This window comes from Chitinophaga sp. YIM B06452, from assembly GCF_039655965.1.
Lineage (GTDB): Bacteria > Bacteroidota > Bacteroidia > Chitinophagales > Chitinophagaceae > Chitinophaga.
Genome location: NZ_JAWLKY010000004.1, coordinates 353,909 through 377,042 on the forward strand (window position 1 = coordinate 353,909; position 23,134 = coordinate 377,042).

19 protein-coding genes are annotated in these 23,134 nt (G+C 53.9%); 7 read left to right on the forward strand and 12 right to left on the reverse strand.

Features of this window, described 5'->3' with window-relative positions:
* Nucleotides 1-43: 43 nt before the first annotated feature.
* Entirely contained in the window at nucleotides 44-1,048 is a 1,005-nt protein-coding gene (locus R3I13_RS21410) for a tetratricopeptide repeat protein (protein ID WP_346320017.1), read from the forward strand.
* A gap of 355 nt (nucleotides 1,049-1,403) precedes the next feature.
* Here R3I13_RS21410 and R3I13_RS21415 read toward each other — a convergent pair whose 3' ends face one another.
* A complete protein-coding gene (locus R3I13_RS21415; protein ID WP_346320018.1) occupies nucleotides 1,404-3,335 on the reverse strand; it encodes an arginine--tRNA ligase in 1,932 nt (643 codons plus the stop codon).
* 248 nt (nucleotides 3,336-3,583) lie between these two features.
* On the opposite strand from R3I13_RS21415, the gene R3I13_RS21420 reads away from it, so the two are divergent.
* Nucleotides 3,584-4,255 carry an HAD-IB family phosphatase gene (locus R3I13_RS21420; protein WP_346320019.1) on the forward strand — a complete coding sequence of 224 codons (672 nt, stop codon included), beginning with the start codon at nucleotides 3,584-3,586 and terminating at the stop codon, nucleotides 4,253-4,255.
* A gap of 54 nt (nucleotides 4,256-4,309) precedes the next feature.
* Here the strand turns inward: R3I13_RS21420 and R3I13_RS21425 are convergent, their stop codons facing one another.
* On the reverse strand, nucleotides 4,310-4,888 hold the full coding sequence (locus R3I13_RS21425; RefSeq protein ID WP_346320020.1) for a porin family protein: 579 nt from the start codon (nucleotides 4,886-4,888) through the stop codon (nucleotides 4,310-4,312).
* A 103-nt stretch (nucleotides 4,889-4,991) separates the two neighbouring features.
* Nucleotides 4,992-6,356: an OmpA family protein gene (locus R3I13_RS21430; RefSeq protein WP_346320021.1), complete on the reverse strand. Its 1,365-nt coding sequence runs from the start codon at nucleotides 6,354-6,356 to the stop codon at nucleotides 4,992-4,994.
* A 211-nt stretch (nucleotides 6,357-6,567) separates the two neighbouring features.
* Between R3I13_RS21430 and dnaK the strand changes: the two genes are divergently transcribed.
* Nucleotides 6,568-8,487, forward strand: a complete 1,920-nt coding sequence (dnaK, locus tag R3I13_RS21435; RefSeq protein ID WP_346320022.1) for a molecular chaperone DnaK — start codon at nucleotides 6,568-6,570, stop codon at nucleotides 8,485-8,487.
* Between the two features lie 107 nt (nucleotides 8,488-8,594).
* Here the strand turns inward: dnaK and R3I13_RS21440 are convergent, their stop codons facing one another.
* Together R3I13_RS21440 and R3I13_RS21445 are read right to left on the reverse strand one after the other, a co-directional pair.
* Complete coding sequence (locus tag R3I13_RS21440) at nucleotides 8,595-9,890, reverse strand: amidohydrolase (protein ID WP_346320023.1); 1,296 nt, start codon at nucleotides 9,888-9,890, stop codon at nucleotides 8,595-8,597.
* 69 nt (nucleotides 9,891-9,959) lie between these two features.
* Nucleotides 9,960-10,523, reverse strand: coding sequence for an ester cyclase (locus tag R3I13_RS21445; protein ID WP_346320024.1), 564 nt, complete (start codon nucleotides 10,521-10,523; stop codon nucleotides 9,960-9,962).
* 124 nt (nucleotides 10,524-10,647) lie between these two features.
* Between R3I13_RS21445 and R3I13_RS21450 the strand changes: the two genes are divergently transcribed.
* Nucleotides 10,648-13,011, forward strand: a complete 2,364-nt coding sequence (locus R3I13_RS21450; RefSeq protein WP_346320025.1) for a 4-alpha-glucanotransferase — start codon at nucleotides 10,648-10,650, stop codon at nucleotides 13,009-13,011.
* A gap of 124 nt (nucleotides 13,012-13,135) precedes the next feature.
* Nucleotides 13,136-14,155, forward strand: a complete 1,020-nt coding sequence (locus tag R3I13_RS21455) for a dipeptide epimerase (protein ID WP_346320026.1) — start codon at nucleotides 13,136-13,138, stop codon at nucleotides 14,153-14,155.
* Between the two features lie 123 nt (nucleotides 14,156-14,278).
* Here the strand turns inward: R3I13_RS21455 and R3I13_RS21460 are convergent, their stop codons facing one another.
* From R3I13_RS21460 to R3I13_RS21470, 3 genes are all read right to left on the reverse strand, one after another.
* Nucleotides 14,279-14,815: a hypothetical protein gene (locus tag R3I13_RS21460; protein WP_346320027.1), complete on the reverse strand. Its 537-nt coding sequence runs from the start codon at nucleotides 14,813-14,815 to the stop codon at nucleotides 14,279-14,281.
* 99 nt (nucleotides 14,816-14,914) lie between these two features.
* Nucleotides 14,915-15,181, reverse strand: a complete 267-nt coding sequence (locus R3I13_RS21465; RefSeq protein ID WP_346320028.1) for a hypothetical protein — start codon at nucleotides 15,179-15,181, stop codon at nucleotides 14,915-14,917.
* Nucleotides 15,168-16,640, reverse strand: coding sequence for a hypothetical protein (locus tag R3I13_RS21470; RefSeq protein ID WP_346320029.1), 1,473 nt, complete (start codon nucleotides 16,638-16,640; stop codon nucleotides 15,168-15,170). The genes R3I13_RS21465 and R3I13_RS21470 overlap by 14 nt, the downstream gene beginning before the upstream one ends.
* A 141-nt stretch (nucleotides 16,641-16,781) precedes the next feature.
* Here R3I13_RS21470 and R3I13_RS21475 point away from each other — a divergent pair, with 141 nt between their 5' ends.
* Complete coding sequence (locus tag R3I13_RS21475) at nucleotides 16,782-17,996, forward strand: PmoA family protein (RefSeq protein ID WP_346320030.1); 1,215 nt, start codon at nucleotides 16,782-16,784, stop codon at nucleotides 17,994-17,996.
* Between the two features lie 187 nt (nucleotides 17,997-18,183).
* Here R3I13_RS21475 and R3I13_RS21480 read toward each other — a convergent pair whose 3' ends face one another.
* The 3 genes from R3I13_RS21480 to R3I13_RS21490 form a co-directional block, all read right to left on the reverse strand.
* Nucleotides 18,184-18,969 carry a polysaccharide deacetylase family protein gene (locus tag R3I13_RS21480; protein WP_346320031.1) on the reverse strand — a complete coding sequence of 262 codons (786 nt, stop codon included), beginning with the start codon at nucleotides 18,967-18,969 and terminating at the stop codon, nucleotides 18,184-18,186.
* On the reverse strand, nucleotides 18,966-19,742 hold the full coding sequence (locus tag R3I13_RS21485; RefSeq protein WP_346320032.1) for a glycosyltransferase: 777 nt from the start codon (nucleotides 19,740-19,742) through the stop codon (nucleotides 18,966-18,968). The genes R3I13_RS21480 and R3I13_RS21485 overlap by 4 nt, the downstream gene beginning before the upstream one ends.
* Nucleotides 19,743-20,047: 305 nt before the next feature.
* Entirely contained in the window at nucleotides 20,048-21,403 is a 1,356-nt protein-coding gene (locus tag R3I13_RS21490; protein WP_346320033.1) for an NAD-dependent succinate-semialdehyde dehydrogenase, read from the reverse strand.
* A 79-nt stretch (nucleotides 21,404-21,482) separates the two neighbouring features.
* Between R3I13_RS21490 and R3I13_RS21495 the strand changes: the two genes are divergently transcribed.
* On the forward strand, nucleotides 21,483-22,640 hold the full coding sequence (locus R3I13_RS21495) for an MFS transporter (RefSeq protein ID WP_346320034.1): 1,158 nt from the start codon (nucleotides 21,483-21,485) through the stop codon (nucleotides 22,638-22,640).
* Between the two features lie 11 nt (nucleotides 22,641-22,651).
* On the opposite strand, the gene R3I13_RS21500 is transcribed toward R3I13_RS21495, so the two are convergent.
* Entirely contained in the window at nucleotides 22,652-23,080 is a 429-nt protein-coding gene (locus tag R3I13_RS21500; protein WP_346320035.1) for a hypothetical protein, read from the reverse strand.
* Nucleotides 23,081-23,134: the final 54 nt, after the last annotated feature.

The following is a 23,134-nucleotide window of genomic DNA, read 5'->3' on the forward strand; positions in this document are numbered from 1 at the left end:
AAATTTATGTATATTTGACTCAGGCGCGCATGCGCTTTGAATTATGTTCCTATACCGTATCCTACTGTACCTATGCATCCTGCTGCCGCTATGCCTTGCGCTGCCGGCACATGCGGATAATCCCGGCGCCGGTCACCGTGCGCGGCAGCTGTACGGGCAGGGGCTCCGCCTGAAGCTCAGCGGCCGCCTCCAGGAGGCGGAAGAACGTTTCACCGCCGCCATCAAAGCCAGCCGCAGCTATGCCGCTCCTTACATCGAGCTGGCCAATCTTTACCGCCTTCAGCAACAACCCGAAAATGCCAAGCAGCAGCTGCTTCTTTTACTGGAACAGCATGCCGGCCACAGCGAAGCCCTGGCGGCCCTCGCGGAGATCTTCTTCGAACAGAAGAGTTATGAAGATGCCCTGGCCTATGCCTTCAGGGCGCGTGAGCAGGGTGCGCCGCATATGAACAGCGTCATCGGCCTTAGCTATTCCTTCCTGGACCACCCGGAAGAAGCCGTGAAAGCGCTGGAATTGGCGCTGCTGGAGGAACCGGACCAGCCCGTGCTGCTTTGCCGCATTGCGCGGCTGCATGCGCAGGCGGAGCATTATGAAGTCGCGCTTATTTATTACGAAAAAGCACTGCATGCAGACAGTACTGCCGCAAGTGTATATTACGAATCAGGAATGATGCATTTTAACATGAAAAACTACAAAAACGCTGCCGGAGCTTTTGAACAGGCTGCCAGGATGGGGCACCCCGGCAATGCAGATCTTTATGTAAACCTCGGGCTGGCTCAACTGAAGCAGTCCTCCTATGACGACGCCATCCGCAACCTGCATGCTGCCCTCAGCTTAAGACCGAAAGACATCCAGATCATGCAGAACCTGGCTAACGCCTACTACAAAAAACAAGATTATGCAAAGGCCGTTGTGCAATGGAACAACATCCTGATGCAGCAGCCTATGAACGCTTTTGCGATGTTCATGCTCGGCAAATCGTATATCTGTTCGGGTGAGGTGGCCAAAGGCCAGGGCATCTGCGACCAGGCGCTGCTGCTACAATAGGCGCGCGCATACTTTGTGATCAAACGCTGTAACATAAAAGCCGCCCAGGTCACACACCTGGGCGGCTTTTTATGTTAGCAAAGCTCGTCATTGCGAGGAGCAGCGGGGCCTAAGCGGGTGGGGTGACGAAGCAATCTCTTTCATTGAATTTGATATACTCCAATACATTGAGGAGATTGCTTCGTCGCGTTTTCTGCTGCACAGAATTCCTTGCTGCTCCTCGCAATGACGCTCTTTTTTACATCCTTTCAGGCACCTGTATGCCCAGCAATTTCATGCTTTGTTTGATAGTGTTGGCGGTAAGTANTTTCTGCTGCACAGAATTCCTTGCTGCTCCTCGCAATGACGCTCTTTTTTACATCCTTTCAGGCACCTGTATGCCCAGCAATTTCATGCTTTGTTTGATAGTGTTGGCGGTAAGTATGGCGATTTGCAGGCGCAGCTTGCGTTTGTCGTCATTCTCCGCGTCTCTCACAGAATAGATGTATTTGCCATTTTCTTTTTTAGCGTAAAAGGAGTTGAAGGTTTGGGCCAGCAGGAACGCGTAATTCGCGATCACGGAGGGGCTCCATTCCTTTTGCGCGTCTTCCAGCACGCTGCCGAACTGTTCGTTGATCATGATCAGTTCTTTTTCCATGGGCAGCAGGGGCGCGCTGTGGCGGTAATCTGCCAGGGCGGCCAGGTCTGCCGTAGAGAATTCGCGCAGGATGGACCTGATGCGCGCGTAGCTATACTGGATGAAGGGACCGGTGAAGCCGTGCAGGTCGATGGATTCTTCGGGGTTGAAGATCATCCGCTTTTTCGGGTCTACCTTGAGCAGGAAGAACTTCATGGCGCCCAGGCCGATAGTCTCGTGCAGTTCACGTAGTTCTTCTTCCGAAAAACCTTTCACCTTGCCCAGCTCTTCGGTATGCGTGGCCGCGGTGGCGATCATTTCTTCCACCATGTCGTCTGCATCCACCACAGTGCCTTCACGGCTTTTCATGCGGCCATGCGGCAATTCCACCATGCCGTAGGAAAGATGTTCAATACCATCGGCGGAGGGGTCGCCGAGTTTTTGAAGAATGAGTTTTAGTACCTTGAAGTGATAGTTCTGCTCATCGGCCACCACGTAGAGGCTTTGATCCATATGGAAGTCCGCGTACTTGAGGCGCGCCGTGCCAAGGTCCTGCGTGATGTACACGGAGGTGCCGTCGCCGCGCAGTACCAGCTTTTCATCGAGGCCGTCTGCCGTGAGGTCTATCCACACTGAGTTGTCCGCCTTGCGGAAAAACACGCCTTTCTGCAAACCCGCTTCCACCACGTCTTTCCCCAGCAGGTAGGTATCGCTTTCATAATATACTTTGTCGAAGTCTATGCCCAGGCGTTTGTAGGTCTGCTCAAACCCTTCATACACCCAGCTGTTCATGGTCTGCCACAGCGCCCGCACCTCGGGGTTGCCGGCTTCCCATTGCTGGAGCATGATCTTGGCCTGCTGCATGATCTCGGTCCTGTTGCGGCTCAGCTCTTTGATCTCGTCTTTTATTTTCCCCGCTTTCTCTTCATCGGCCTGTACTTCAGGCTTATGCAGCGCGGTGTGCAGCTTGATGATCCTTTCTTTTTCCGCTCCTTCAAAATCCTTGAAATTACCTTCCAGCACATCGGAGATAATGGGCTCGGACTGTTCGCGGAGGATGGTCTCAAATTTCACGTAATAATCGCCGACGAGGTGATCGCCTTTGATGCCGGTGGTTTGCGGGGTATCGCCATGGGCAAACAGCTGCCAGGCCAGCATGGACTTGCAGATGTGGATGCCGCGGTCGTTCACCAGGTTGGCTTTGATCACTTCAAACCCGTTGGCCTTGAGGATCTCCGAAACGGAAAAGCCCAGGAAATTATTCCTGAGGTGGCCCAGGTGCAGCGGTTTATTGGTATTGGGGGATGAATATTCCACCATTACTTTTTTGCCGTTGGAAGGCTTCCTGCCGGGCTCCGCATGCTGGTGGGCCTGCTGGATGTAGCCGAGCCAGTAGTGCTGGTGCACGCTGAGGTTAAGGAAACCTTTCACCACGTTGAATCCCGCCACCAGGTCAGGATAATGGGCCACGAGATACGTTCCCAGCGCCTGCCCGGTTTCTTCGGGCTTCTGCCGGCTGAATTTGGTGAAGGGGAAAACGACGATGGTATATTCTCCTTCAAATTCGGGTTTGGTGGTATTTACGGCCACGTCCGCCACGGTGAAGGGCTGTTGGTATAATGCCTGTACGGCCTCGGCTGCTGCCTGTTTTATGGAAGAAACTACGCTCATTCAGTTGAAACTTATAGAGGGCAAAGGTAACAGATGTTGGGGGATTGCCCAACATCCCCCGGTTTTGCATGCGCTGGTTGCAGTATAACGGGCCGCAAAATTGCCTTTTTTTTGCCTGTGAATAGCTGGCTATTAACCCCATAGGGTGGTTTTAACACAACGTTCATGCGCGGCGCCGGGTGTAATTCCGTAACTTTACATCACGTTATCCTGTTATCCCGCCCGATTGTTTCACTGAACGCAATGTTATGCATACCACCGCTAACCCGGCTTCTTTCGTAAAAATGGCCATTTTTGACATGGATAATACCCTGCTCCACCGCAGCTTCATCCACACCGCCGCCGCGCAATTCGGCTTCACGCGGGAATTACAGCAGATCATCGGCGAATGCCATCCTGACGTGGTGCGCACGCAGCTGATCGCGCAGCTGCTGAAAGGCAGGACCCAGGAGGAACTGGTCGCCGTCGTACAGTCGATACCGGTAGTGGAAGACGCGGCCGCCGTGGTGGCTACTTTGATTGGAAAAGGGTATGTCTGCGGCATTATCAGCGACAGCTACACCTGTATTACCAATTACGTAAAAGACAAGCTGGGTATGCATTTCTCCTGCGCCAACGTGCTCAGCTTTGAAAACGGCAAAGCCACCGGCGTTGTCAGCATCCCTTCCCACTTCCTGCGGGTAGATGATAGCGGCTGCATGCACGATTACTGCAAATGCAACATGATGCACCACATGCGCTCACATTATGCCATCAGCCTGGAAAACACGCTGGCCATCGGGGATGGGGTGAACGACATCTGCATGATCCGCCAGGCAGGCACAGGCATCGCCTTCAACGCCACGCACGAACGGGTAAATGAAGCGGCGGATCATATCGTGGACGAACGCAGTTTTATGCCTGTACTGGGACTGGCATAAAAAAGGGCAGTGCACCTTCAGATGCACTGCCATGGGTTTTACAGGTAGAGTTATTTAGAATTTCTTTTTGCCGAAAACATAAAATACGCCGATCTGCGCAACACTGTTGGCGCCGGAATCGCGGTTGCCGTCCCAGATATTGGTAAGGCCGAAGTTATATCTTGCACCTACTCCAAGCCCCATATCAAACGTATATCCCAGGCCGAAACCCAGGCCAAAATCGATCCCTTTCGTTTCATCTTTTATGTCCAGCGCATCGCCGTCGTTCTTGGCTTTGGCCGCTACGCGGAAACCGATCTGCGGGCCTGCCTCCAGGTGGAATTCAGGAATAATGTGGTATTGTACCATAACGGGCAGGTTGATATAATTCACGGCGAAGTTCACATCGTCCAGCACGGGCGGATCCCATTTGTAACCCTGGCCTGAATATACCAGCTCAGGCTGCACGCTCCATTCTTCGGTGAGCCCGATGCGCGCAAAAGCGCCGAGGTGGATGGAAGCCCGCGTTTTACCGTTGTCCGTACCGGTTACCTTCGCAATGTTCAGGCCGCCCTTGGCGCCGAAACTTACTTCCTGCGCGCCGGCTGCGAGTGCGGAACACACGAAAAGCAGCAAAAAAGTTAGATTTTTCATAATATGTTAAAGTTATAGCATCCCCCTTTTGCAAATAGTATGCCGGGAAAAAGCCCCGGCATGCGCCGGGGCTTTTGTCATGTTGTCATATGATCGCAGTGATCTAGAATATCGTGAATTCCACACGGCGGTTCTTCTGCCTGCCTGCGGCTGTTTTATTGGTCGCGATAGGCTGTGTTTCGCCATAGCCGGTGGCTTCAATGCGGCTCGGGTTCACGCCTTTGGAAGCGAGGTATGCTTTCACGGATTCGGCCCTGTCTTTAGACAGCCGCATGTTATTGGCTTCTGTGCCTACGTTATCCGTATGGCCGGCCAGTTTGAGGCTCAGGTTCTTGCGGATCATGAGATCGGCCACCCTGTCCAGCGACGGGAAGGATTTGGGTTTGATGTCTGATTTCCCGGTCTGGAATTCAAGGTTGGCGATGGCGTCGCGCACCAGGCGGCGGTCGTCTTCGGTAATAATAACCTTAACAGGAGCGGGTTTGGTGGTGTCGGGCTTGGGCAGCGGGCATCCGGAACCATCCACTTTGTCTGCAGCCGGGGTGTTCGGGCATTTGTCGAAGAGGTCAGACACGCCGTCCCCATCGCTGTCTGCCTGGAGCTTAGCCACGGTGGCGGCCAGTTTGGCGTTGTTTTCTTTCTCGGCATCCAGCTCCAGTTTCAGCTGGTCTTTCTGCGCTACCAGGTCGTCGTACATCACGGCAGGGGCGTTGTGCCATGCCAGTTGCGGTTTGGTGCGGTCGCCCAGCGCAAACTCAAGGCCTGCGTAGCCGTAGGCGTATTTGTCTTTGGAAGTCGCGTAATTGAACCCGTCCAGGTTATCGCCATCGAGGTAATGCATGGTGTAGCCGAGGTCCAGGTTGATGACGTCTGACAGTTTGAACTTCACGCCGGCTCCCACGGGCACAAAGAACTCGTTGATGCTGCCGGAAGTTTTATAATCGCGGGTAACGCCGCCGGCCGTGGTGATCGTGGGTTTATAGCCTGCCAGGCCGCCGCCCACAGATACGTACAGCTGTGCGGCATTTTGACGGTGCAGCCAGTTGATGGTGGCGAGGTTGAATACGGCGTTAAGGCTGCCCGACCAGTTGAGGGAAGTTTCGAAGCTTTGAACGGCCCTGTTCGGGTTTTCGCCGTTCCCCAGCGCTTCGCTGTTGTCTCCTTTTAATTTACCGCCCACAAAATCTCCCCGCAGGGCCAGGAAGTGGAGCAGTTGCCATTTTACGTAGGCGCCATAACCATAGTTCAGCTGCCATTTGGTGAAATCGTTGCTGCCCCCGGTGGCCACGGCTGGTATCAGTACCCCGCCGTTTACCCCGATGGAAACGGTCCTGAATTGCCGGCTGCCGCCAAAAAGGCCGCCTTTAGGGGTGGGTTCGGTAGTTGCTGGTTCCGGGGTTTGGGCAACAAGTGTGAGGGGCGATGCGGCCATAAGAAGAAAGGCCCATCTGAGCATGGAATTTTTCATATGATTACGGTTAGTGTACTTATTGTGAAACAAAATTTGCGCCACTGTGTTCTATATGTTCAGACTTCTTTTTAAAGGACATACACGGCTGTTACCTGAAACTGACATATTTTCATACCAGCCTGCCTTGGCATAATCATTGACAAACTTACCACAGGTCCGGGAAGCCTTCCCGGGACACACTGTTTCACAAAGGAGAACATTAATTATTATGGGAAAAATCATAGGTATTGACTTAGGGACTACCAACTCTTGCGTTGCCGTAATGGAAGGTAACGAACCGGTAGTGATCGCAAACGATGAAGGCCGCCGTACCACGCCTTCCGTAGTTGCGTTTTTAAAGAACGGCGAAAGGAAAGTAGGTGACCCGGCCAAGCGCCAGGCCATCACGAACCCCGTTAACACCATTATGTCGGTAAAGCGTTTCATGGGCCGTCATTTCGATGAAGTGTCCAATGAGCTCAGCCACGTAAGTTATAAAGTAGTAAAAGGCGACAATAATACAACGCGTATCGATATAGACGGCAGGCCTTACACACCGCAGGAAATTTCTGCGATGATCCTGCAGAAGATGAAAAAAACAGCGGAAGACTACCTGGGCCAGGAAGTGACCGAAGCGGTGATCACCGTTCCGGCTTACTTTAACGACGCCCAGCGCCAGGCTACCAAAGAAGCCGGTGAAATTGCAGGCCTCACCGTTCGCCGTATCATCAACGAGCCTACCGCCGCGGCGCTGGCTTATGGTATGGATAAAAAACATGCAGACAGCATGATTGCCGTGTTCGACCTCGGCGGTGGTACGTTCGACGTATCCATCCTGGAACTGGGCGACGGCGTATTCGAAGTGAAATCCACCAATGGCGACACGCACCTCGGTGGCGACGACTTCGATAAAGTGATCATGGACTGGCTGGCAGATGAGTTTAAAAAAGACGAAGCCGTAGACCTGCATAAGGACCCGATGGCATGGCAGCGTTTGAAAGAAGCTGCTGAAAAGGCGAAGATCGAGCTGTCTTCCTCACAGGAAACCGAGATCAACCTGCCTTATATCACGGCGGTAGACGGCGTGCCCAAGCACCTGGTGAAAAAGCTCACCCGCGCCAAATTCGAGCAGCTGAGCGACAGCCTGGTGGAAAGAACTCTGGAACCTTGCCGCAGGGCAATCGCTGACGCAGGTGTTGATATCAACAAGATCGATGAAGTGATCCTGGTGGGTGGCTCTACCCGTATCCCCCGCATCCAGGAAGTAGTGGAGAAATTCTTCGGCAAGAAACCGAACAAGGGCGTGAATCCCGACGAAGTGGTAGCCGTAGGCGCTGCGATCCAGGGTGGCGTGCTCACCGGTGAAGTGAAGGATGTGCTGCTGCTGGACGTAACCCCGCTTTCCCTCGGTATCGAAACCATGGGCGGCGTGTTTACCAAGCTGATCGAATCCAACACCACCATTCCGACCAAGAAGAGCGAAGTATTCTCTACCGCGGCAGACAACCAGCCGAGCGTGGAGATCCACGTGCTGCAAGGCGAAAGGCCCATGGCCAGCCAGAACAGGACGCTGGGCCGCTTCATCCTGAACGACATCCCGCCTGCACAGCGCGGCGTGCCTAAGATCGAAGTAGTGTTCGACATCGATGCCAACGGTATCCTCCACGTAACCGCGAAGGACCAGGGCACCGGTAAATCCCAGAACATCCGCATCGAAGCCGGCAGCGGCCTGAATAAGGACGAGATCGAAAAAATGAAGGCCGAGGCGAAAGCTAACGAAGCGGAAGACAAAGCCGCCCGTGAAAAGGTGGAAAAGATCAACCAGGCAGACAGCCTCGTGTTCCAGACAGAAAAACAACTCAAAGAATACGGTGAAAAGATCCCTGCCGATAAAAAAGCGCCGATAGAAGCGGCCCTGGAAAAACTGCGTAATGCGCAGAAAACACAGGACATTGCGCAGATCGACGTGGCGGTAGCGGAACTGAATGCTGCGTGGACCGCGGCTTCAGAAGAACTGTACAAAGCATCCCAGGCACAGGGCCAGCCCGGTGCAGACGGTGGCGCGCAAGCCGGAGGCCAGCAGCAAGGCGGCCAGCAGGGCAATGCAGGCGACGCCGTTACAGATGCCGAGTTTGAAGAAGTGAAATAATTCTGCGAAACAATAAGTTAAAGAGCCCGGAGCGTGTAAACGATCCGGGCTCTTTTTTGATAGAGCTTCTTACCATCGGGAATATCTACCATTGCAATGACGTGCTTTTACCTCGCGGCAGCCTTCGCATAGTCAAATACAAGATTGCAAAAGGCTTTCACGCCAACATGCAGCTCACTGTCGTCTATATAAAAATCCGGCGTATGATGGCCCGGCGCTTTCAGCGGGTCGTTGCCCTTCGGCATGCCGCCGAGGTAGAAGAAAAACGCGGGTGCTTTGGTGCCGTAATAAGAAAAATCCTCTGCGCCAGTCACCCAGTTCATAGTGCTGACATTCCCTGTGCCGGCGGCCTTTTGCAACGAGGGCAACATCTTTGCCACCAGCGCTGAATCGTTGAACGTAACGAGGGTTTTGGTATCTATCGTTACAGTGGCAACGGCGCCGGCCGACTCGGCAATCTTCACCGCCGTTTTTCGGATGCGCTCGTGGACGTCTTTCTGCATCTTCGTGTCCAGCGTGCGGATGGTGCCTTCCAGCAAAGCCTCTTCGGGAATGATGTTGTTTCGCACGCCACTGTGGAATTTGCCGACAGTGATCACTACCGGCGCTTCCACGATATTCGACTGCCGGCTCACGATGGTCTGCAACCCTTCGATGATCTGCGTGCCGGTCACGATCGGGTCTATACTGTTCCAGGGCGCGGAACCATGTGCCTGCTTGCCTTTGATGGCGATGGTAAACCAGTCGGATGAAGCCATCATAGCGCCCGGCTTATACCGGATCTTCCCGGCTTCGATGCCGGAGCCGATGTGCAGGCCGAAGATGGCGTCCACTTTGGGATTGTCCATTACGCCTTCTTTCACCATCAGCGGCGCGCCGCCTTCTTCATCACCCGGCGGACCTTCTTCAGCGGGCTGGAAAATGAATTTCACGGTGCCGGGTATATCTTTTTTCATGGAAGCCAGTACTTCCGCGGTGGCCATCAGGATAGCCACATGGCTGTCGTGCCCGCAGGCGTGCATCACGGGCACTGTTTGCCCGAGGTAATCCGCCGTTACCTGCGATTTGAACGGCAGATCCGCTCTTTCTTTCACGGGCAAAGCGTCCATATCTGCGCGAAGCGCCACTACAGGACCGGGTTTGCCGCCTTTCAACAGTCCTACCACGCCGGTCTTTGCAACGCCGGTCTGTACTTCTATGCCGAGTTTTTTAAGATGCGCGGCCACATAGGCTGCGGTGTTCACTTCCCGGTTGGAAAGCTCCGGGTGTTCATGCAGGTATCGTCTCCATTCAATGAGTTTGGCCGAAATAGCGTTGGCCTTTGCAGCGATCTGTGCCTGCTGGTCCTGCGCCTGGATGGATGTAGCCAGGCAGGCCAGCCATAGGGTGAGTAGTTTCTTCATTACGGCAATGATTGGTATTACCATAAAGTAAGAAAGTAAAACGGATTATCCTGCTTTTTCAGCAGGAAATTATTTTCCCAGCCCGATCTGCTGCATAAATGCCTGGTTGTCCCAGAAAAGATATTCCTCGGTCATCCTGCCGCCTTGCCAGTGGCCGATGGTGGCCATGGTAAGACTGAATTTTTTACCGGTAGGAGGAATGGATCTTCCATTGCCCAGGGGCATGGGTTGTGAGAAGGTGCCTTCCATGATGCCGGTTACGCAGGTCCAGTTGCCCGTGCCGAAGCGGATGGGGTGGCGGGTGATCTTTGTATCGGGCGCGAATACGAAGAGAGGTTTCAGCCTGTCGATATGCTGGGGGCTGAGGCCCTCGGTGCTGCTTCCATCCGGGTAATGCACTTTAATATCGTTTGCATGGCTGATGGAGAGAGAATCCCATAGCTGGCCGCTGTAAAACTGGAAATCCAGTGAATCGAAGCGCAGCAGCCTTTCTGCGGTGAGCTTTTCAGCTGCTTCCAGGGAATCCACTTTCTTTTGCAGGGCCAGTACACGGGCTTCGAGATTGTTGCGGTTGCCGTTGCAGGCGGCCAACATAACGGCGGCAGCAAAGATTGCTGCGAATGCGTTTCTCATAACGGAAAGTGCTGGTGCACTTTAAATTTAATGTATTGCAGGCGCTTGCGGTGTTGCGGGGATGTTAACGGGGTGAAGGAAGCGGGTAAAAAGAGTTGGCCTGTTTTTTCGTAATTTCCGGTTTATGACGCTGCGCTTTTTCGTCCGGTATTCTACTTCCTGGGGCCAACAACTTTCTCTCGCCCTCGACAATGGCAGCGTGCTGCCCATGGCCTGGCACGATCATGATCACTGGACGGCGGAGCTGGAATGGGATCTCCCGGAGCTGCGCTACCGCTACATTCTCACGCATGGCTGGCAAGTGGTGGAACAATCCATGCGCTGCATTACTTTTCATATAGATGAACAGGAACTGACCATCCGCGATGAGTGGCGGCAACCGGGGCGCGTGGCGGACTGCCTCATGAAAGCGCCTTTCCGCGATGTGTATTTTCATCACCCGGCTTCGCCGGTTCCGCGCGGGGCATCGCATTATTTCCAGGTGAGCGCGCCGCAGCTGGAAGCGGGACGGGAGCTGTTGCTGACGGGGAATATTGATGTGTTGGGCAACTGGAATGTCGCCTCAGCGGTGAAGATGCAGGCGCGGGAAGACGGCCGCTTTGCCGCGAATGTGAACATCCCGCCGGGTGTTTCCCTGGAATACAAATACCTGCTGGACGGTGTTGAATATGAAGCAGGGGAGAACCGCTCTTTCCTTTCATCAGGGCCTTGCGTGGTGGATGATGGTTATGCGCGGTTCAGTCACCCGCTCTGGAAAGGCGCAGGCGTTGCGGTTCCTGTATTTTCGCTTCGTTCGGAAAAAGGATTAGGTTGCGGTGAATTTGCAGACCTGCGGCTGCTGGCGGATTGGGCGGCTTCTACAGGACAAAGCATGATCCAGCTGCTGCCGGTGAACGATACCATGGCGCAGCACAGCTGGAAAGATTCCTATCCCTACGCCGCCATCTCAGCATTTGCGCTTCACCCCATGTACATACACCTGCCGTCGCTCGGCATCGCAGAAGGTTACACAGCCATGCAGGCAACGCTCAATGCCTTGCCTGATATGGATTACATGGCAACGGTCACGTTCAAGATGCAGGCGTTGCAAACGTTCTATCGTAGTTTCCGGCCAGGCGGTGCATACGAAGATTGGGTGAAGGAAAATCTTTACTGGCTTGAATCTTACGCCAGCTTTTGCTGCAAGCGCGATGGAAGCAGCGATGCGGGATTTTATTATTTCGTGCAATACCATCTGCATCTCCAGCTCAGCGAGGCCGTGGCTTATGCGCACGGCAAAGGCGTCGCGGTCAAAGGTGATCTGCCGGTGGGGATGTATTTGCACAGCGCTGATGTATCCGCCATGCCCAAGCTGTTCGATACCAGCGTACAGGCTGGCGCGCCGCCGGATGAATTTGCGGCGAAAGGCCAGAACTGGGGCTTCCCGGCCTACAACTGGCCCGAAATGGAAGCAACCGGTTATGCCTGGTGGAAACGGCGGCTGCGGCATATGGCGCAATATTTTTCCGCTTTCAGGATCGATCACGTGCTGGGATTTTTCCGGCTCTGGCAGATCCCGTACCATACCAGGGAAGGCATACTCGGCTATTTCCATCCCGCGAAACCCTTTTCCGAACAGGAATTGTTCGACTGGGGCGTTCCTTTCGCGCGCGAACGTTTCTGTGAACCGTATATCACAGACGCTGTGCTGTACCGCATTTTCAGCGATGAGGCCGTTAAAATAAAATCCATTTACCTGGAACCCGCCTGCCACGGCTATTACCGCCTGACAAACGCATACCGCCACCAGGCAGGCATTGCGGAAGAAGACCCTGTTATCCGCCAGGGCCTGTACGACCTCATTGCCAACGTTATTTTTTTGGAACCCACGCCGGGGGAATTCCATCCGCGCTTCGGCCTGCAGGGAACGGATTCATTTCTCGCGCTGGAACAGCCCGTGCAGGAAGCATTGCAGGAACTGTACACACATTTCTTTTATCACCGCCACGACGAACTGTGGGAAAAAGAAGCGCTGCGCAAACTGCCCGTGCTGCAATCCGCCACAGATATGCTCGTGTGCGGCGAAGACCTGGGCATGGTGCCCCACTGCGTGCCCGGCGTAATGCAGCGGCTGGGCATCCTTAGCCTCGAAGTATTGCCTATGCCCAAACAACCCGGCCAAACGCCGGCCCAGGCGCCTTACCTTTCCGTCGTAACACCTTCCACGCACGATATGAGTACGCTGCGCGAATATGCGCCGGGCAGGGAAGAAGAGATCGTGCGCCTGCACCTCCAGGCGCCCGCCATGTGGTGCATCCTGCAATTGCAGGACTGGCTGTCGCTGGATGGCTCGCTGCCACATCGTTCTCCCGCCGAAGAGCGCATCAATGTACCTGCTATTACGCCCTGGTACTGGCGTTACCGCATGCCCGTTACCCTTGAAGCGCTTTGCGGCGCGCGGCTTCTGAACGGCAAGATACTGGCCATGGTGAAAGAAAGCGGCCGGTAAAGAAACAGGCGTAGCGCATAGCGTTCATTGTATTCCACACCTGTACATATGCAAAGATATTCCCGCATTTGCTCCTGCCTTTGCGCCGGTAGGAAATGCCATAAACCCGCAGTATATTTATTCTATGGAGCTAACACTGTATCCCTTCGAGCTGAGATTCAGGCATACTTTTACGATATCGAGAAAAAGCAAGGACGTGCAACCGCTGCTGGTAGCAGAGTTGAAGCAGGACGGGCTCAGCGGCCTGGGCGAAACGGCGGATAATGCATATTACAACATCACCGTTCCCGGCCTGGTGGCCGCCATCAACGAACACCGGCCTTTTATTGAAGCATATCATCTGGACACGCCTGAAGCTTTCTGGGAGGCGATGAACCCGCGCCTCGCCGGCAACATGTTCGCGCTTTGCGCGCTGGACCTCGCCGCACACGACCTGTATGCCAAACAACAGGGTAAAAAATTATACGAGGTCTGGAACCTTGATCCGTCGCATAACCCGATGACGGACTACACCATCGGCATAGACACGGTGGAGAACATGGTGAAGAAATTACAGGAATTTCCCTGGCCGATCTACAAGATCAAACTGGGAACGAAAGAAGATATTACCATCATCACGGAGCTGCGGAAGCATACCAGCGCGGTGTTTCGCGTGGATGCCAACTGCGCATGGGGCGTCGACGAAACGTTGCATAACGCCAAAGCCTTCCGTGAGCTGGGCGTTGAATTCATTGAGCAGCCAATGCCCGCGGCAGACTGGGAAGGCATGCGCAAAGTATACGCTGATGCAGCACTGCCAATTATTGCAGATGAAAGCTGCATCGTGGAAAGCGATGTACAGCAATGCTATGGCCATTTCCACGGCATCAACATCAAGCTCACCAAATGCGGCGGCATCACGCCTGCGCGCCGGATGATCATGGAGGCGAAAAAACTGGGCATGAAAGTGATGACGGGCAGCATGAACGAAAGCACCGTTGGCACTTCCGCAGTAGCGCATCTTCTTCCTTACCTCGATTATACGGACATGGATGGTCCGCTGCTGCTGGCTGAAGACGTTGCAGACGGCGTTAAGATCCGTAATGGCGAGATCATTTATGCGGATAGGAATGGTACCGGCGCAGAACTGCACCGGGCTTTTTAGAACTTTTTCACAGAGAATGAAAGTATGGGTTCAGCCGCCAGGCCGGACCCATACTTTTTTCATACAGATCATAGTTTCCCCGCTTCCCGTTGCCGGGAATACATCTGGAAAAGCAGACCTGCTTTACTTCAGTTTCGGGATACCCGCATCAGCGCTGGCCGTCAGGTTCTCAGGTTCCTGTTTCATGCCTGAAAAACTGAATGGCGGCGCATTGAAGTCGTTGGTCACCACCATGTAACCGCTGATGATATTCTCTTCCCTGAACCTGAAATACACTTTGTTGTTGAGCACCCATTCATGCGGGCGGCATACGATGTTGTACGGCATGTTGCTGCGCAGGTCGGGCTTCATGATGAAGTCGTGATTTTTACCCGGCGCCAGCATGCCTTTGATGTGGCAAAAGTCCTTCCATTTGGGATGATAACGCTGGTCGTTCTCCAGCCTCCCGTAAAAGAACATGCCGCGCGTGCTGTCTATATGCAGGATATAGCGTAGCACGGCATTTTCTTGCTTGAAGGAAACGTAATAAGTTCCGAGGAGGGCAGCGGTTTTCTGCTGCATGATTTTGTTCACGTGCTGGCTGCTGGATTGCAGGGGAATACATAGCAGTAATACTGCTAAAGCAACAACAGCCTGCCGGATGATAGAATGGCGGATCATAGCGCGACAGATTAGTTGTCTTAAAGTTACGACGCTTCCAAGCCGCAGTGGTGGCCAATGTTACGGGTGGAAATAACAGGATTAGTTGGGTGTTAACAATCAGTTCCCGGGCTCGGGAACCTCATGCCAGCTGCGCGCGAAGAACACATAATCGCTCTTGCGGCCCGTGGCTTCTATGTATTTTCCGGCCAGTTTCGCCAAAGGGTTATCTGCAAAGGGATTGCCGCCGGCAGGGCGGATCAGGAAACTTCCGTCTTCTGTTTCAATATACACGCCCAGGCTCTCGCTTTTGGTGGTTCTTGCAAAGGTTTTCAGGACCAGCCGGCCCTTTATGGTGAGTGTTTTATTTTTCCTATCGCCTGACATATTCGCGGTGTCCGAGTATTTCGCCGTTCCTTTCCTTTACCACGAGCACTTTGGTGCTTTTGAACTTCCCGTGAACGGTGCTGGCCGAATATACATGAAATTTCACCGGCGCGGTAAACGATTTCATGCCGCGGGTGAGCGGCGAAGGTTTTGCTTCGTTGACGAACACCTGCTTATGGAGCCTGGGCGGCATTTTCCGGCTTTTCAGGAAGGCCGCTACAGCTGTATCCTCCTTCTTTTCTTTCACCGGTTTGGGCACAGAGATAAAAGCGGAAAGCGCTACGCCTTTGGCTATCATACCATCCCGGCGGTTCCGGCGGAGGTCGCGCGGGGGCATCGAAACAGCCACCAGCGACGGATCGCCGAGCAGGTAAAACTGCGCCAGGGTTTTCAGCTCAAACGGGTCCAGCGAGGGCCCCATCTCGTCCAGGAAACGCTGGCGGGCCTCCAGGAAAGCGCGGCCGGTGGATGCGCCTTTGATGGTGTTGATCAGGAAATACTGTGTTAAAAGGTCCGCCAGGCCCTGGCCTTTAGCCGGACCATAGGCAATGGTGGAGCTGCCGGCAAAAGCAATGGCATGGTTCAGCAGGTAATTATTCGCAATGCTCAGGTGCCCGGCCTCCGTCAGCGACGGATTGTAGAGCTGGGCGCCGTAACAGCACTCGGCGGCCACAATAGCCCCTTTGCTGATCTTTTTGGCGATAAGGGAGGAACGCAGGGCTTCGGGGAATTTTTTGCCCTTCTGGCCGTAATAACTCGGGTCTTCCAGTGCGCCATGGCAGTTGATGAAATGCGTTTTGGCTTTCAGCTGGGCATTGGTCCATTCGGGGCCGAGAACGGGTGAGAGCTGCAGCGCGGCATTGTCGCCAAAGATATTGTGCAGGCTTTCGCCGGTAGACAGCCGCCAGTCGAACACACTGATGCTGAAATATTTCCGGTAGTCCCGCTGCCGGCCGGGTTTGTTGCCGGTGACGTCTTGCACGAGGGAATGAAAATAAGCTGGGTCTTTGCCGCCGGGCACATCCGGCAGGCGGCCCACCACGCGGGTGGGCGAAATGAACTTGCCGGGATTGGCGCTGTAAGCGGTTTCGCAGGCATAAGGCAGGTCGCTGGGGATCAGCTTATCCTCATCATCTTCCCCGAAAAGGAGGTTCTGTAGCGGCAGGAAAGGCACTACGTCCTGTGCCCCCGCTATCATTAAATAATCCGGCTGGAAATGCCTGAACAGCCCGTCTATCGCGGCTTTGTTCTGCTTTGCGTTGCCGGGGCTTTTCACTGCGGGAGCTTTGTATTTTTTCATGGCAGCGTCGTCGTCGAGGAAGATCACTTCGCTGTGCAGCCCGCGTTTTTTATCCGCCGCTTTGATGGCTGCCAGGTCTTTTAAGATGGAAGTGTGTTTGCTGCCGTATTTTTCTTCCAATGCGGCGCGGTTGGAAACGATCAGTTTGTCCGTTTTCATGTCTGGGGTGTTTTTGGGGTGGCGTAACTGTTACGAATTTAAGCTATTTCCGCGCTTATTGCATAAATGCCGGGGAATGACTATTTTAATCCTTCATTACAATCAATCCATATGCAATACCCACGTTGTGCCTGTCTTATCATGCTTATATTTTTCGCGATGACCGCCAATGCCCAGCTGCTGGCCCGTTACACGGTGAAAGCCGGCAAATACACCCGACATAATACCATTATTTCGATTACTGCCGAAGCTGAAAAGGGCGCTGTTTACCAGTTGTACCAGGTAGAAGGAAAAACGAAAACTCCGGTGGCCCTGCAGGTCAGCAACGGCCGGTTCGTATGGCCGCTGGGCAGTGATCTGCCGGCAGGACAACGACGCGTGTTTGAGCTGTTTAAGAACGGTAAAGACGCCGCCCCGGTGAACGCAGACGACGCAGTGACGGTCGATAATTCGGCGGATGGTTTTACCGTGAAGCGCGGCCGGAAGCCTGTACTGTTCTACCAGGCGGCGGTAAAAGACGTGCTGCCCGGTGTGGACACTGCGTTCAGAAGAGGCGGTTTCATTCATCCCGCATATACACCGGGTGGAAAAGTGCTCACCAATATCCAGCCCAAAGATCATTATCACCACTACGGCATCTGGAACCCCTGGACCGATACGGAGTTTGAAGGCCAGACCGTTGATTTCTGGAACCTGAAAAAACTATCCGGCACCGTGCGGGTCAATTTCGAAAGCAACCGCAACTACAGCGTATCCGGCCCGGTCTGGGGCGGCTTTTTGCAGGTGCAGGATCATGTGGTGCTGGGAAAAGGCGTGCCCGATAAAACAGCTATCAATGAAGACCTGGAGGTGAGCGTATACAGCGGCACACAGGATGTGCAGATATGGGATTACAAATCCACGCTCAGCTGCGGCACCGCATCGCCCATTGTGTTGAAGGAATACCGCTATGGGGGTGGTTTTGCGATAAGAGGCGCGGAGGAATGGAATAATGAGAACAGCGCGGTACTGACCTCTGAAGGAAAGACCCGCAAAGACGGCGACATGACGCATGCCCGCTGGTTCAAGGTAGCCGGTGAATTGAAGGGCGGTAAAGGCGGCATCCTCGTGTTATCATCCCCGGAAAATTTCAACGCGCCGCAGCCGCTGCGCATCTGGCCGGAGAAGGACCAGCAGGGTCAGGTATTTGCCGAGTTCAGCCCTACCAAAGACAAGTCCTGGAAACTGGAGCCCGGCAATCAATACCATCAGCAATACCGCGTGATCACTTTCGACGGCGACCTCACGGCTGAACAGGCCGAAGCATATTGGAGCGATTATGCGCATCCGCCGGAAATTAAAATTGAAAAGCGTTAATATGGCGAAAGCCCCGTCATTGCGAGGAGCAGCAAGAGATTCAGCGCTGCAGAAAACGCGACGAAGCAATCTCCTCAATGTATTGGAATATATTAAATTCAATGAAAGAGATTGCTTCGTCGTCCCTCCCGCACAAATCCCTTGCTGCTCCTCGCAATGACGGGATTCCTCGCAATGAACTTTCTCCTTAACGGGCTTCCGGAGTTTGAGCAGCCAAATAATCCGAATGGGAAACAAACGTTCCGCGTTCCTTCAGCCAGCTGAGGAAGGCGCGCATCTTGCCATATAAACGTTTGCCGCGAACGCCTTTCACATACAGCGGCAGCTTGTATTGGCCGATGTCTTCAAGCTCCCAGGGGTGGAAGTAGAACGAAAAATAATCCTCTTTTTTCAGTATGCGCGCGGTGCAATGCTGCGTGAACCACAGCGGCATGTTCTTCAGGCTCAGCCAGAATATGGGAATACGCCAGCCGGGTGTAACAGAGGTCGGCATGATCCACATCTTCTCCTGCAAATGTACATGGCGCGGGCGGTGGCGGTTGTTGTAACGCCCGGGCAGCCAGGTGGGGTTCAGAGATGCGTCGTAAGTGTAACCGGCCTGCGCCAGCGCATCCATAGACACGGGTTGCAGCCTGGGCATGCGGAAGCCTTTCACCGGCATGCGGCTGATGCGCTCCAGCTCTGTGCGGGAATGCAAGAGGTCGTGTTCTGAGAAACGGTCGTGATAAAAAGCATGTGAAGCGATCTCATGTTTTTCAGCGATGCGCTGAACGAGTTCAGGATAATATCTTGCCCACAGCGCGGTGATGAAGAACGTTGCCCTTACCTGCAGCTCATCGAACAGCGCGAGGGTTTTCAGCACGCCCTGGCGGCTCACTTCCAGCTTTTCCTCGAAAGGCACGGCCTGCCCGTATTCCTGCGGGATGTCGAACTCTTCCACATCCACGCTGATCAGTATCTTTTTGTTGCTCATCGTTTGATCAGGATGCCCATGAAATTAAAAAATTCGCGCAACAACGTGGCGGACCTGAATTCGGAAAAACAGATACCGGGCCGGCAAACGATGGGAATGGTGCGCACGTTCAGCGCTTTGTTGCGGCAGGCGCGGCGCACGAATTCGCTGTCGTATAAAAAGCCGTTGATATGCGTGGCGAGGAACTCGCAGCGGCCGCGGCTGTTGAAAGCTTTCAGGCCTGCCTGGGTATCGTCTACCGGCAGTTGCAGCAGGTAACGGTTCATGAGCCGGTTCACCCGAGTAATGATCTTGCGCGTAGGCGGCAGCAATTTTACATACTGGTCGCCGCGGATGCCCGCCACCACATCGGAGCCGCAGAGCAGTTGCTCGTATGCGAGCTTCACGGCTTCCACGCCAAAAGGAAAGTCGAAATCGGTGCAGACGAGATAAGGAGCGTCTGCAACGGCAACGCCTAAACGTACCGCATATCCTTTCCCGCGGTTCACGGGATGGTCTATGATCCGCACGGCAGGTATGCATGCCTGCAGCTGCTGCAGGTGCTGCGGCGTTACATTGCGCACGGATCCGTCGTTTACAAGGATGAGCCGGATCTCTGTATCCGGCATCAGCTCCTGCAACTCGCGGTAATCTGTTGCCATTTGCATTACCCAGCCTTCAGGCGGGTTGCAGCAAGGGACCACCAGGTCCAGTTTTTTTGTTACCCTTATATCCACGCTTGTTTCAGCGATAGTCAGGTTGTCCATAACGGATAACGTCGTAGGTTCGAACATTTCAGGATCTTTATTTACACAGGCTCTTCTCAGATGCGCTCAGCAAGGGGAACGGTATAGTAATAAAATTCCTCAAGGCGCGGTTATGCTCCTTAAGGTCAACGCAAGCCGGAATATAAGGTGGTGGAAACACAGTTTCTCTGCGCCATGGTCAGCCGTTACTTCAGGATTGCATATAGTCAGGTTCTGTCTTCTTATAAGACGTTCAAAGATAGGCATTACCCCTATTATCACATAGGGGGTGTACGGAAATCAACGGAAATACAACTACGCAGCGCCGTTATGGACAACTATGTTGACCGAAGCTACTGGATATACACTGTTTTGATGTTCATGAATTCGTGCACGCCTTCCACGCTCAGTTCGCGTCCGTAGCCGGATTGTTTGATGCCGCCGAAGGGAAGCCTTGCATCGGAGCGCACCATGGCGTTGATGAACACGTTGCCGCTTTCTATGAGCGAAGCCAGGCGGGCGGCCTTTTCCGTGTCTTTCGTCCAGAGGGCGGCGCCGAGGCCGAAGGGCGTCTGGTTCGCAAGGCGGATGGCGGATGCTTCGTCGTTCGCGGTGATGACGGCAGCCAGTGGCCCGAAGGTCTCTTCATCAAAGGCGGCCATGCCGGGCTTCACGCCGGTGAGCAGCGCGGGTGTGAAATTGCATCCGTCCCGGTCGCCGCCTGCCAGCAGCTGCGCGCCTTGTTCTACGGAGCGGTCCATCTGCCGGGCAAGCTCTTCCGCAAGGTCCGGCCGGGCCATGGGACCGGTATCTGTATCGGGATGGAAAGGGTCGCCCTGCCGGAGGGAGGTGATGATGGACTGTACCTGCTGCGTGAAATCTTCCGCGATGCTTTGCTCCACGATCCAGCGTTTGGCGGCGATGCAGCTTTGACCTGCATTCTGCATGCGGGCTTTTACGGCCACCTTCGCGGCTTCGGCCAGGTTCGCATCTTTCAGCACAATGAACGGGTCGCTGCCGCCCAGTTCCAGCACGGTCTTTTTGACGTATTTGCCTGCCAGTGCGGCTACGCTCATGCCCGCGGGCGTACTGCCGGTGAGGGTTACGCCCTGCACGCGCTGGTCTGCAATGAGCGGTTCCATTTCTTTGGACGATACCAGTACGGTTTGAAAAGCGCCTTCAGGGAAACCTGCCTCCAGGAACAGCTTTTCAATCGCCAGCCCGCAGCCGCTCACATTGCTGGCATGTTTCAGCATGGCGGCGTTGCCGGCCAGCAGGTTTGGGATGGCGAACCGGAATACCTGCCAGTACGGGAAGTTCCAGGGCATAATGGCCAGCACGATGCCTTTGGGCTCAAACGCGGCGTAGCTTTTTTTACCATCGGATTCTATCAGCCTTGGTTGCAGCAGCGGCTCTATATTGGCAGCGTAATATTCTGCGGTGGCGGCGCATTTCAGCACTTCCGCCTTTGCTTCCTTCAGTGTTTTGCCCATTTCTTTCGAAATGATAGTGGCATGTTCCGTCACATTGTTCTTCAGCAACGCTGCGGCCTGCAGCATCCATTCACAGCGGCGCTGCGGGTTTTCCTGCCTGAGCGAGGCGAAAGCTTTCCAGCCGGACTGCATTTTCTTCTCTATCTCCGCCTGTGTGTGCGCCGGGTATTCAGCAATGGTTTCCTGTGTGTAGGGGTATATGCTTTTGAACGTCATGTTATAAAGTTAAGGAATTTTGAGCGTGAGGATGCTTGTCGTAAAACCGTTAACTTTGCAGCCTTAACAGGAGGGGAACATGTCTTTAAGCAAGCTGAACATCGCGGTGATGGCCTTATGCACGGGTCTCATCGTTGCCAATATCTACTACTCGCAGCCTTTGCTGGTGCTCATCAGCCGTGAATTCAACGTATCGGAATCCAACGCGGGCCAGGTTACTTTTTTTACGCAGATCGGTTATGCGCTGGGACTGCTGTTTTGCGTGCCGCTGGGCGATAAGCTGGAGCGGCGCGGACAGATACTGGTGATGACGGGCCTCGCGGTATCGGCGCTGGTAGCGGCGGCTTTGTCTGTAAACATCGGCATGCTGAAGGTGATGGGTTTTATCATCGGGTTCACCTCCATTGTTCCGCAACTGATATTGCCGCTGAGCGCGGCTTTAACGGAACCATCGAAAAGGGGAAAGGTGATAGGTGTGATCATGAGCGGGCTGCTGATCGGCATTTTATTGTCAAGAACGGTGAGCGGCTTTGTGGGAGAGCATCTTGGCTGGCGCGCCATGTTCTGGATCGCGGGCGGATTGTCTTTCCTGATGATGATCATCATGCTGCTTACTTTCCCGAAAAGCAAACCGGCATTCACCGGCAGCTACGGGGCTTTGATGCGTTCGCTGCTCACGCTGGTAAAGGAACAGCCTCTGCTGCGGGAGGCGTCGGCGATCAATGCCTGCGGGTTCGCCGTTTTCGGGCTGTTCTGGACCACTTCTGTGTTCCTGCTGTCCAACCCTCCTTATAACTTCGGAAGCGATATAATCGGCTTAATGGGGCTTGCAGCGGCTGCAGGCGCTTTGGGCGCCCCGCTCGTCGGGCGCATTGCGGATAAAAAGAATCCCCGTATTGCGATTGGTTATGGCCTTGCGTTTATACTGGCGGGTTATATCATATTCTGGATCTTCCGCAATTCGCTCATCGGCATCATCGCTGGCATCGTGCTGCTGGACCTGGGCTTGCAGGGCGTGCACGTGTCCAACCAAACCCGCATCTATGCACTGCTGCCCGAAGCGCGCAACCGGATGAACACCGTATTCATGACCGTTAGTTTCATCGGTACTTCACTTGGTTCCGGCATCGGGCTCTGGGTATGGGATATCGGGAGGTGGACAGGCGTTTGCCTGGCAGGATTGGGGATTACGTTGATCGCGATATTGGTGTATGGGGGGACGTATAAGAAACAATAGATTGAGTAAGGTTAGTTTATAGGTTTTGCCGATGGCGGGATGATGCCTCTTTTGCGCATCAATTCTTTCACTTTCATTTTCCAGCTTATCCGGGCAGATATCCAGCTTTTGCTATGAGGCATTATATCAATATTGTCGTTTTCTGACATCCTTATCTGCGGGAATATCGGTGGAAGAGGGGAATGTGATGCCGGAGTGCCACCATTTCGCACACGATTGCTGATCCTTTCTTTGGTGGATTTGAGGTTTTTTATGATTTCATCACTGCTGTAGATTATCTCTAACCTGGCGATATCATCATCGAAGGATTTCTCGTTAGTCATATATAAGGCGCGCGGAATAATCAGACCCTGATCTTTATCAGCGTCTAACTGCTCCAGTTTAACGCCCCAGAATAGATGCTTTGGGAAGACGGATTGTATATTAATTGCCTTATTCACACTACAAATTTGCGGAATTTAAAAATACAAAAGCCGGCGCCAATGTGGTGCCGG

Coding starts and splice junctions, on each gene's coding strand:
- R3I13_RS21410 (WP_346320017.1), top strand. CDS start 44: ATGTTCCTATACCGTATCCTACTGTACCTATGCATCCTGCTGCCGCTA.
- R3I13_RS21415 (WP_346320018.1), bottom strand. CDS start 3,335: ATGAGCGTAGTTTCTTCCATAAAACAGGCAGCAGCCGAGGCCGTACAG.
- R3I13_RS21420 (WP_346320019.1), top strand. CDS start 3,584: ATGCATACCACCGCTAACCCGGCTTCTTTCGTAAAAATGGCCATTTTT.
- R3I13_RS21425 (WP_346320020.1), bottom strand. CDS start 4,888: ATGAAAAATCTAACTTTTTTGCTGCTTTTCGTGTGTTCCGCACTCGCA.
- R3I13_RS21430 (WP_346320021.1), bottom strand. CDS start 6,356: ATGAAAAATTCCATGCTCAGATGGGCCTTTCTTCTTATGGCCGCATCG.
- dnaK (WP_346320022.1), top strand. CDS start 6,568: ATGGGAAAAATCATAGGTATTGACTTAGGGACTACCAACTCTTGCGTT.
- R3I13_RS21440 (WP_346320023.1), bottom strand. CDS start 9,890: ATGAAGAAACTACTCACCCTATGGCTGGCCTGCCTGGCTACATCCATC.
- R3I13_RS21445 (WP_346320024.1), bottom strand. CDS start 10,523: ATGAGAAACGCATTCGCAGCAATCTTTGCTGCCGCCGTTATGTTGGCC.
- R3I13_RS21450 (WP_346320025.1), top strand. CDS start 10,648: ATGACGCTGCGCTTTTTCGTCCGGTATTCTACTTCCTGGGGCCAACAA.
- R3I13_RS21455 (WP_346320026.1), top strand. CDS start 13,136: ATGGAGCTAACACTGTATCCCTTCGAGCTGAGATTCAGGCATACTTTT.
- R3I13_RS21460 (WP_346320027.1), bottom strand. CDS start 14,815: ATGATCCGCCATTCTATCATCCGGCAGGCTGTTGTTGCTTTAGCAGTA.
- R3I13_RS21465 (WP_346320028.1), bottom strand. CDS start 15,181: ATGTCAGGCGATAGGAAAAATAAAACACTCACCATAAAGGGCCGGCTG.
- R3I13_RS21470 (WP_346320029.1), bottom strand. CDS start 16,640: ATGAAAACGGACAAACTGATCGTTTCCAACCGCGCCGCATTGGAAGAA.
- R3I13_RS21475 (WP_346320030.1), top strand. CDS start 16,782: ATGCTTATATTTTTCGCGATGACCGCCAATGCCCAGCTGCTGGCCCGT.
- R3I13_RS21480 (WP_346320031.1), bottom strand. CDS start 18,969: ATGAGCAACAAAAAGATACTGATCAGCGTGGATGTGGAAGAGTTCGAC.
- R3I13_RS21485 (WP_346320032.1), bottom strand. CDS start 19,742: ATGTTCGAACCTACGACGTTATCCGTTATGGACAACCTGACTATCGCT.
- R3I13_RS21490 (WP_346320033.1), bottom strand. CDS start 21,403: ATGACGTTCAAAAGCATATACCCCTACACACAGGAAACCATTGCTGAA.
- R3I13_RS21495 (WP_346320034.1), top strand. CDS start 21,483: ATGTCTTTAAGCAAGCTGAACATCGCGGTGATGGCCTTATGCACGGGT.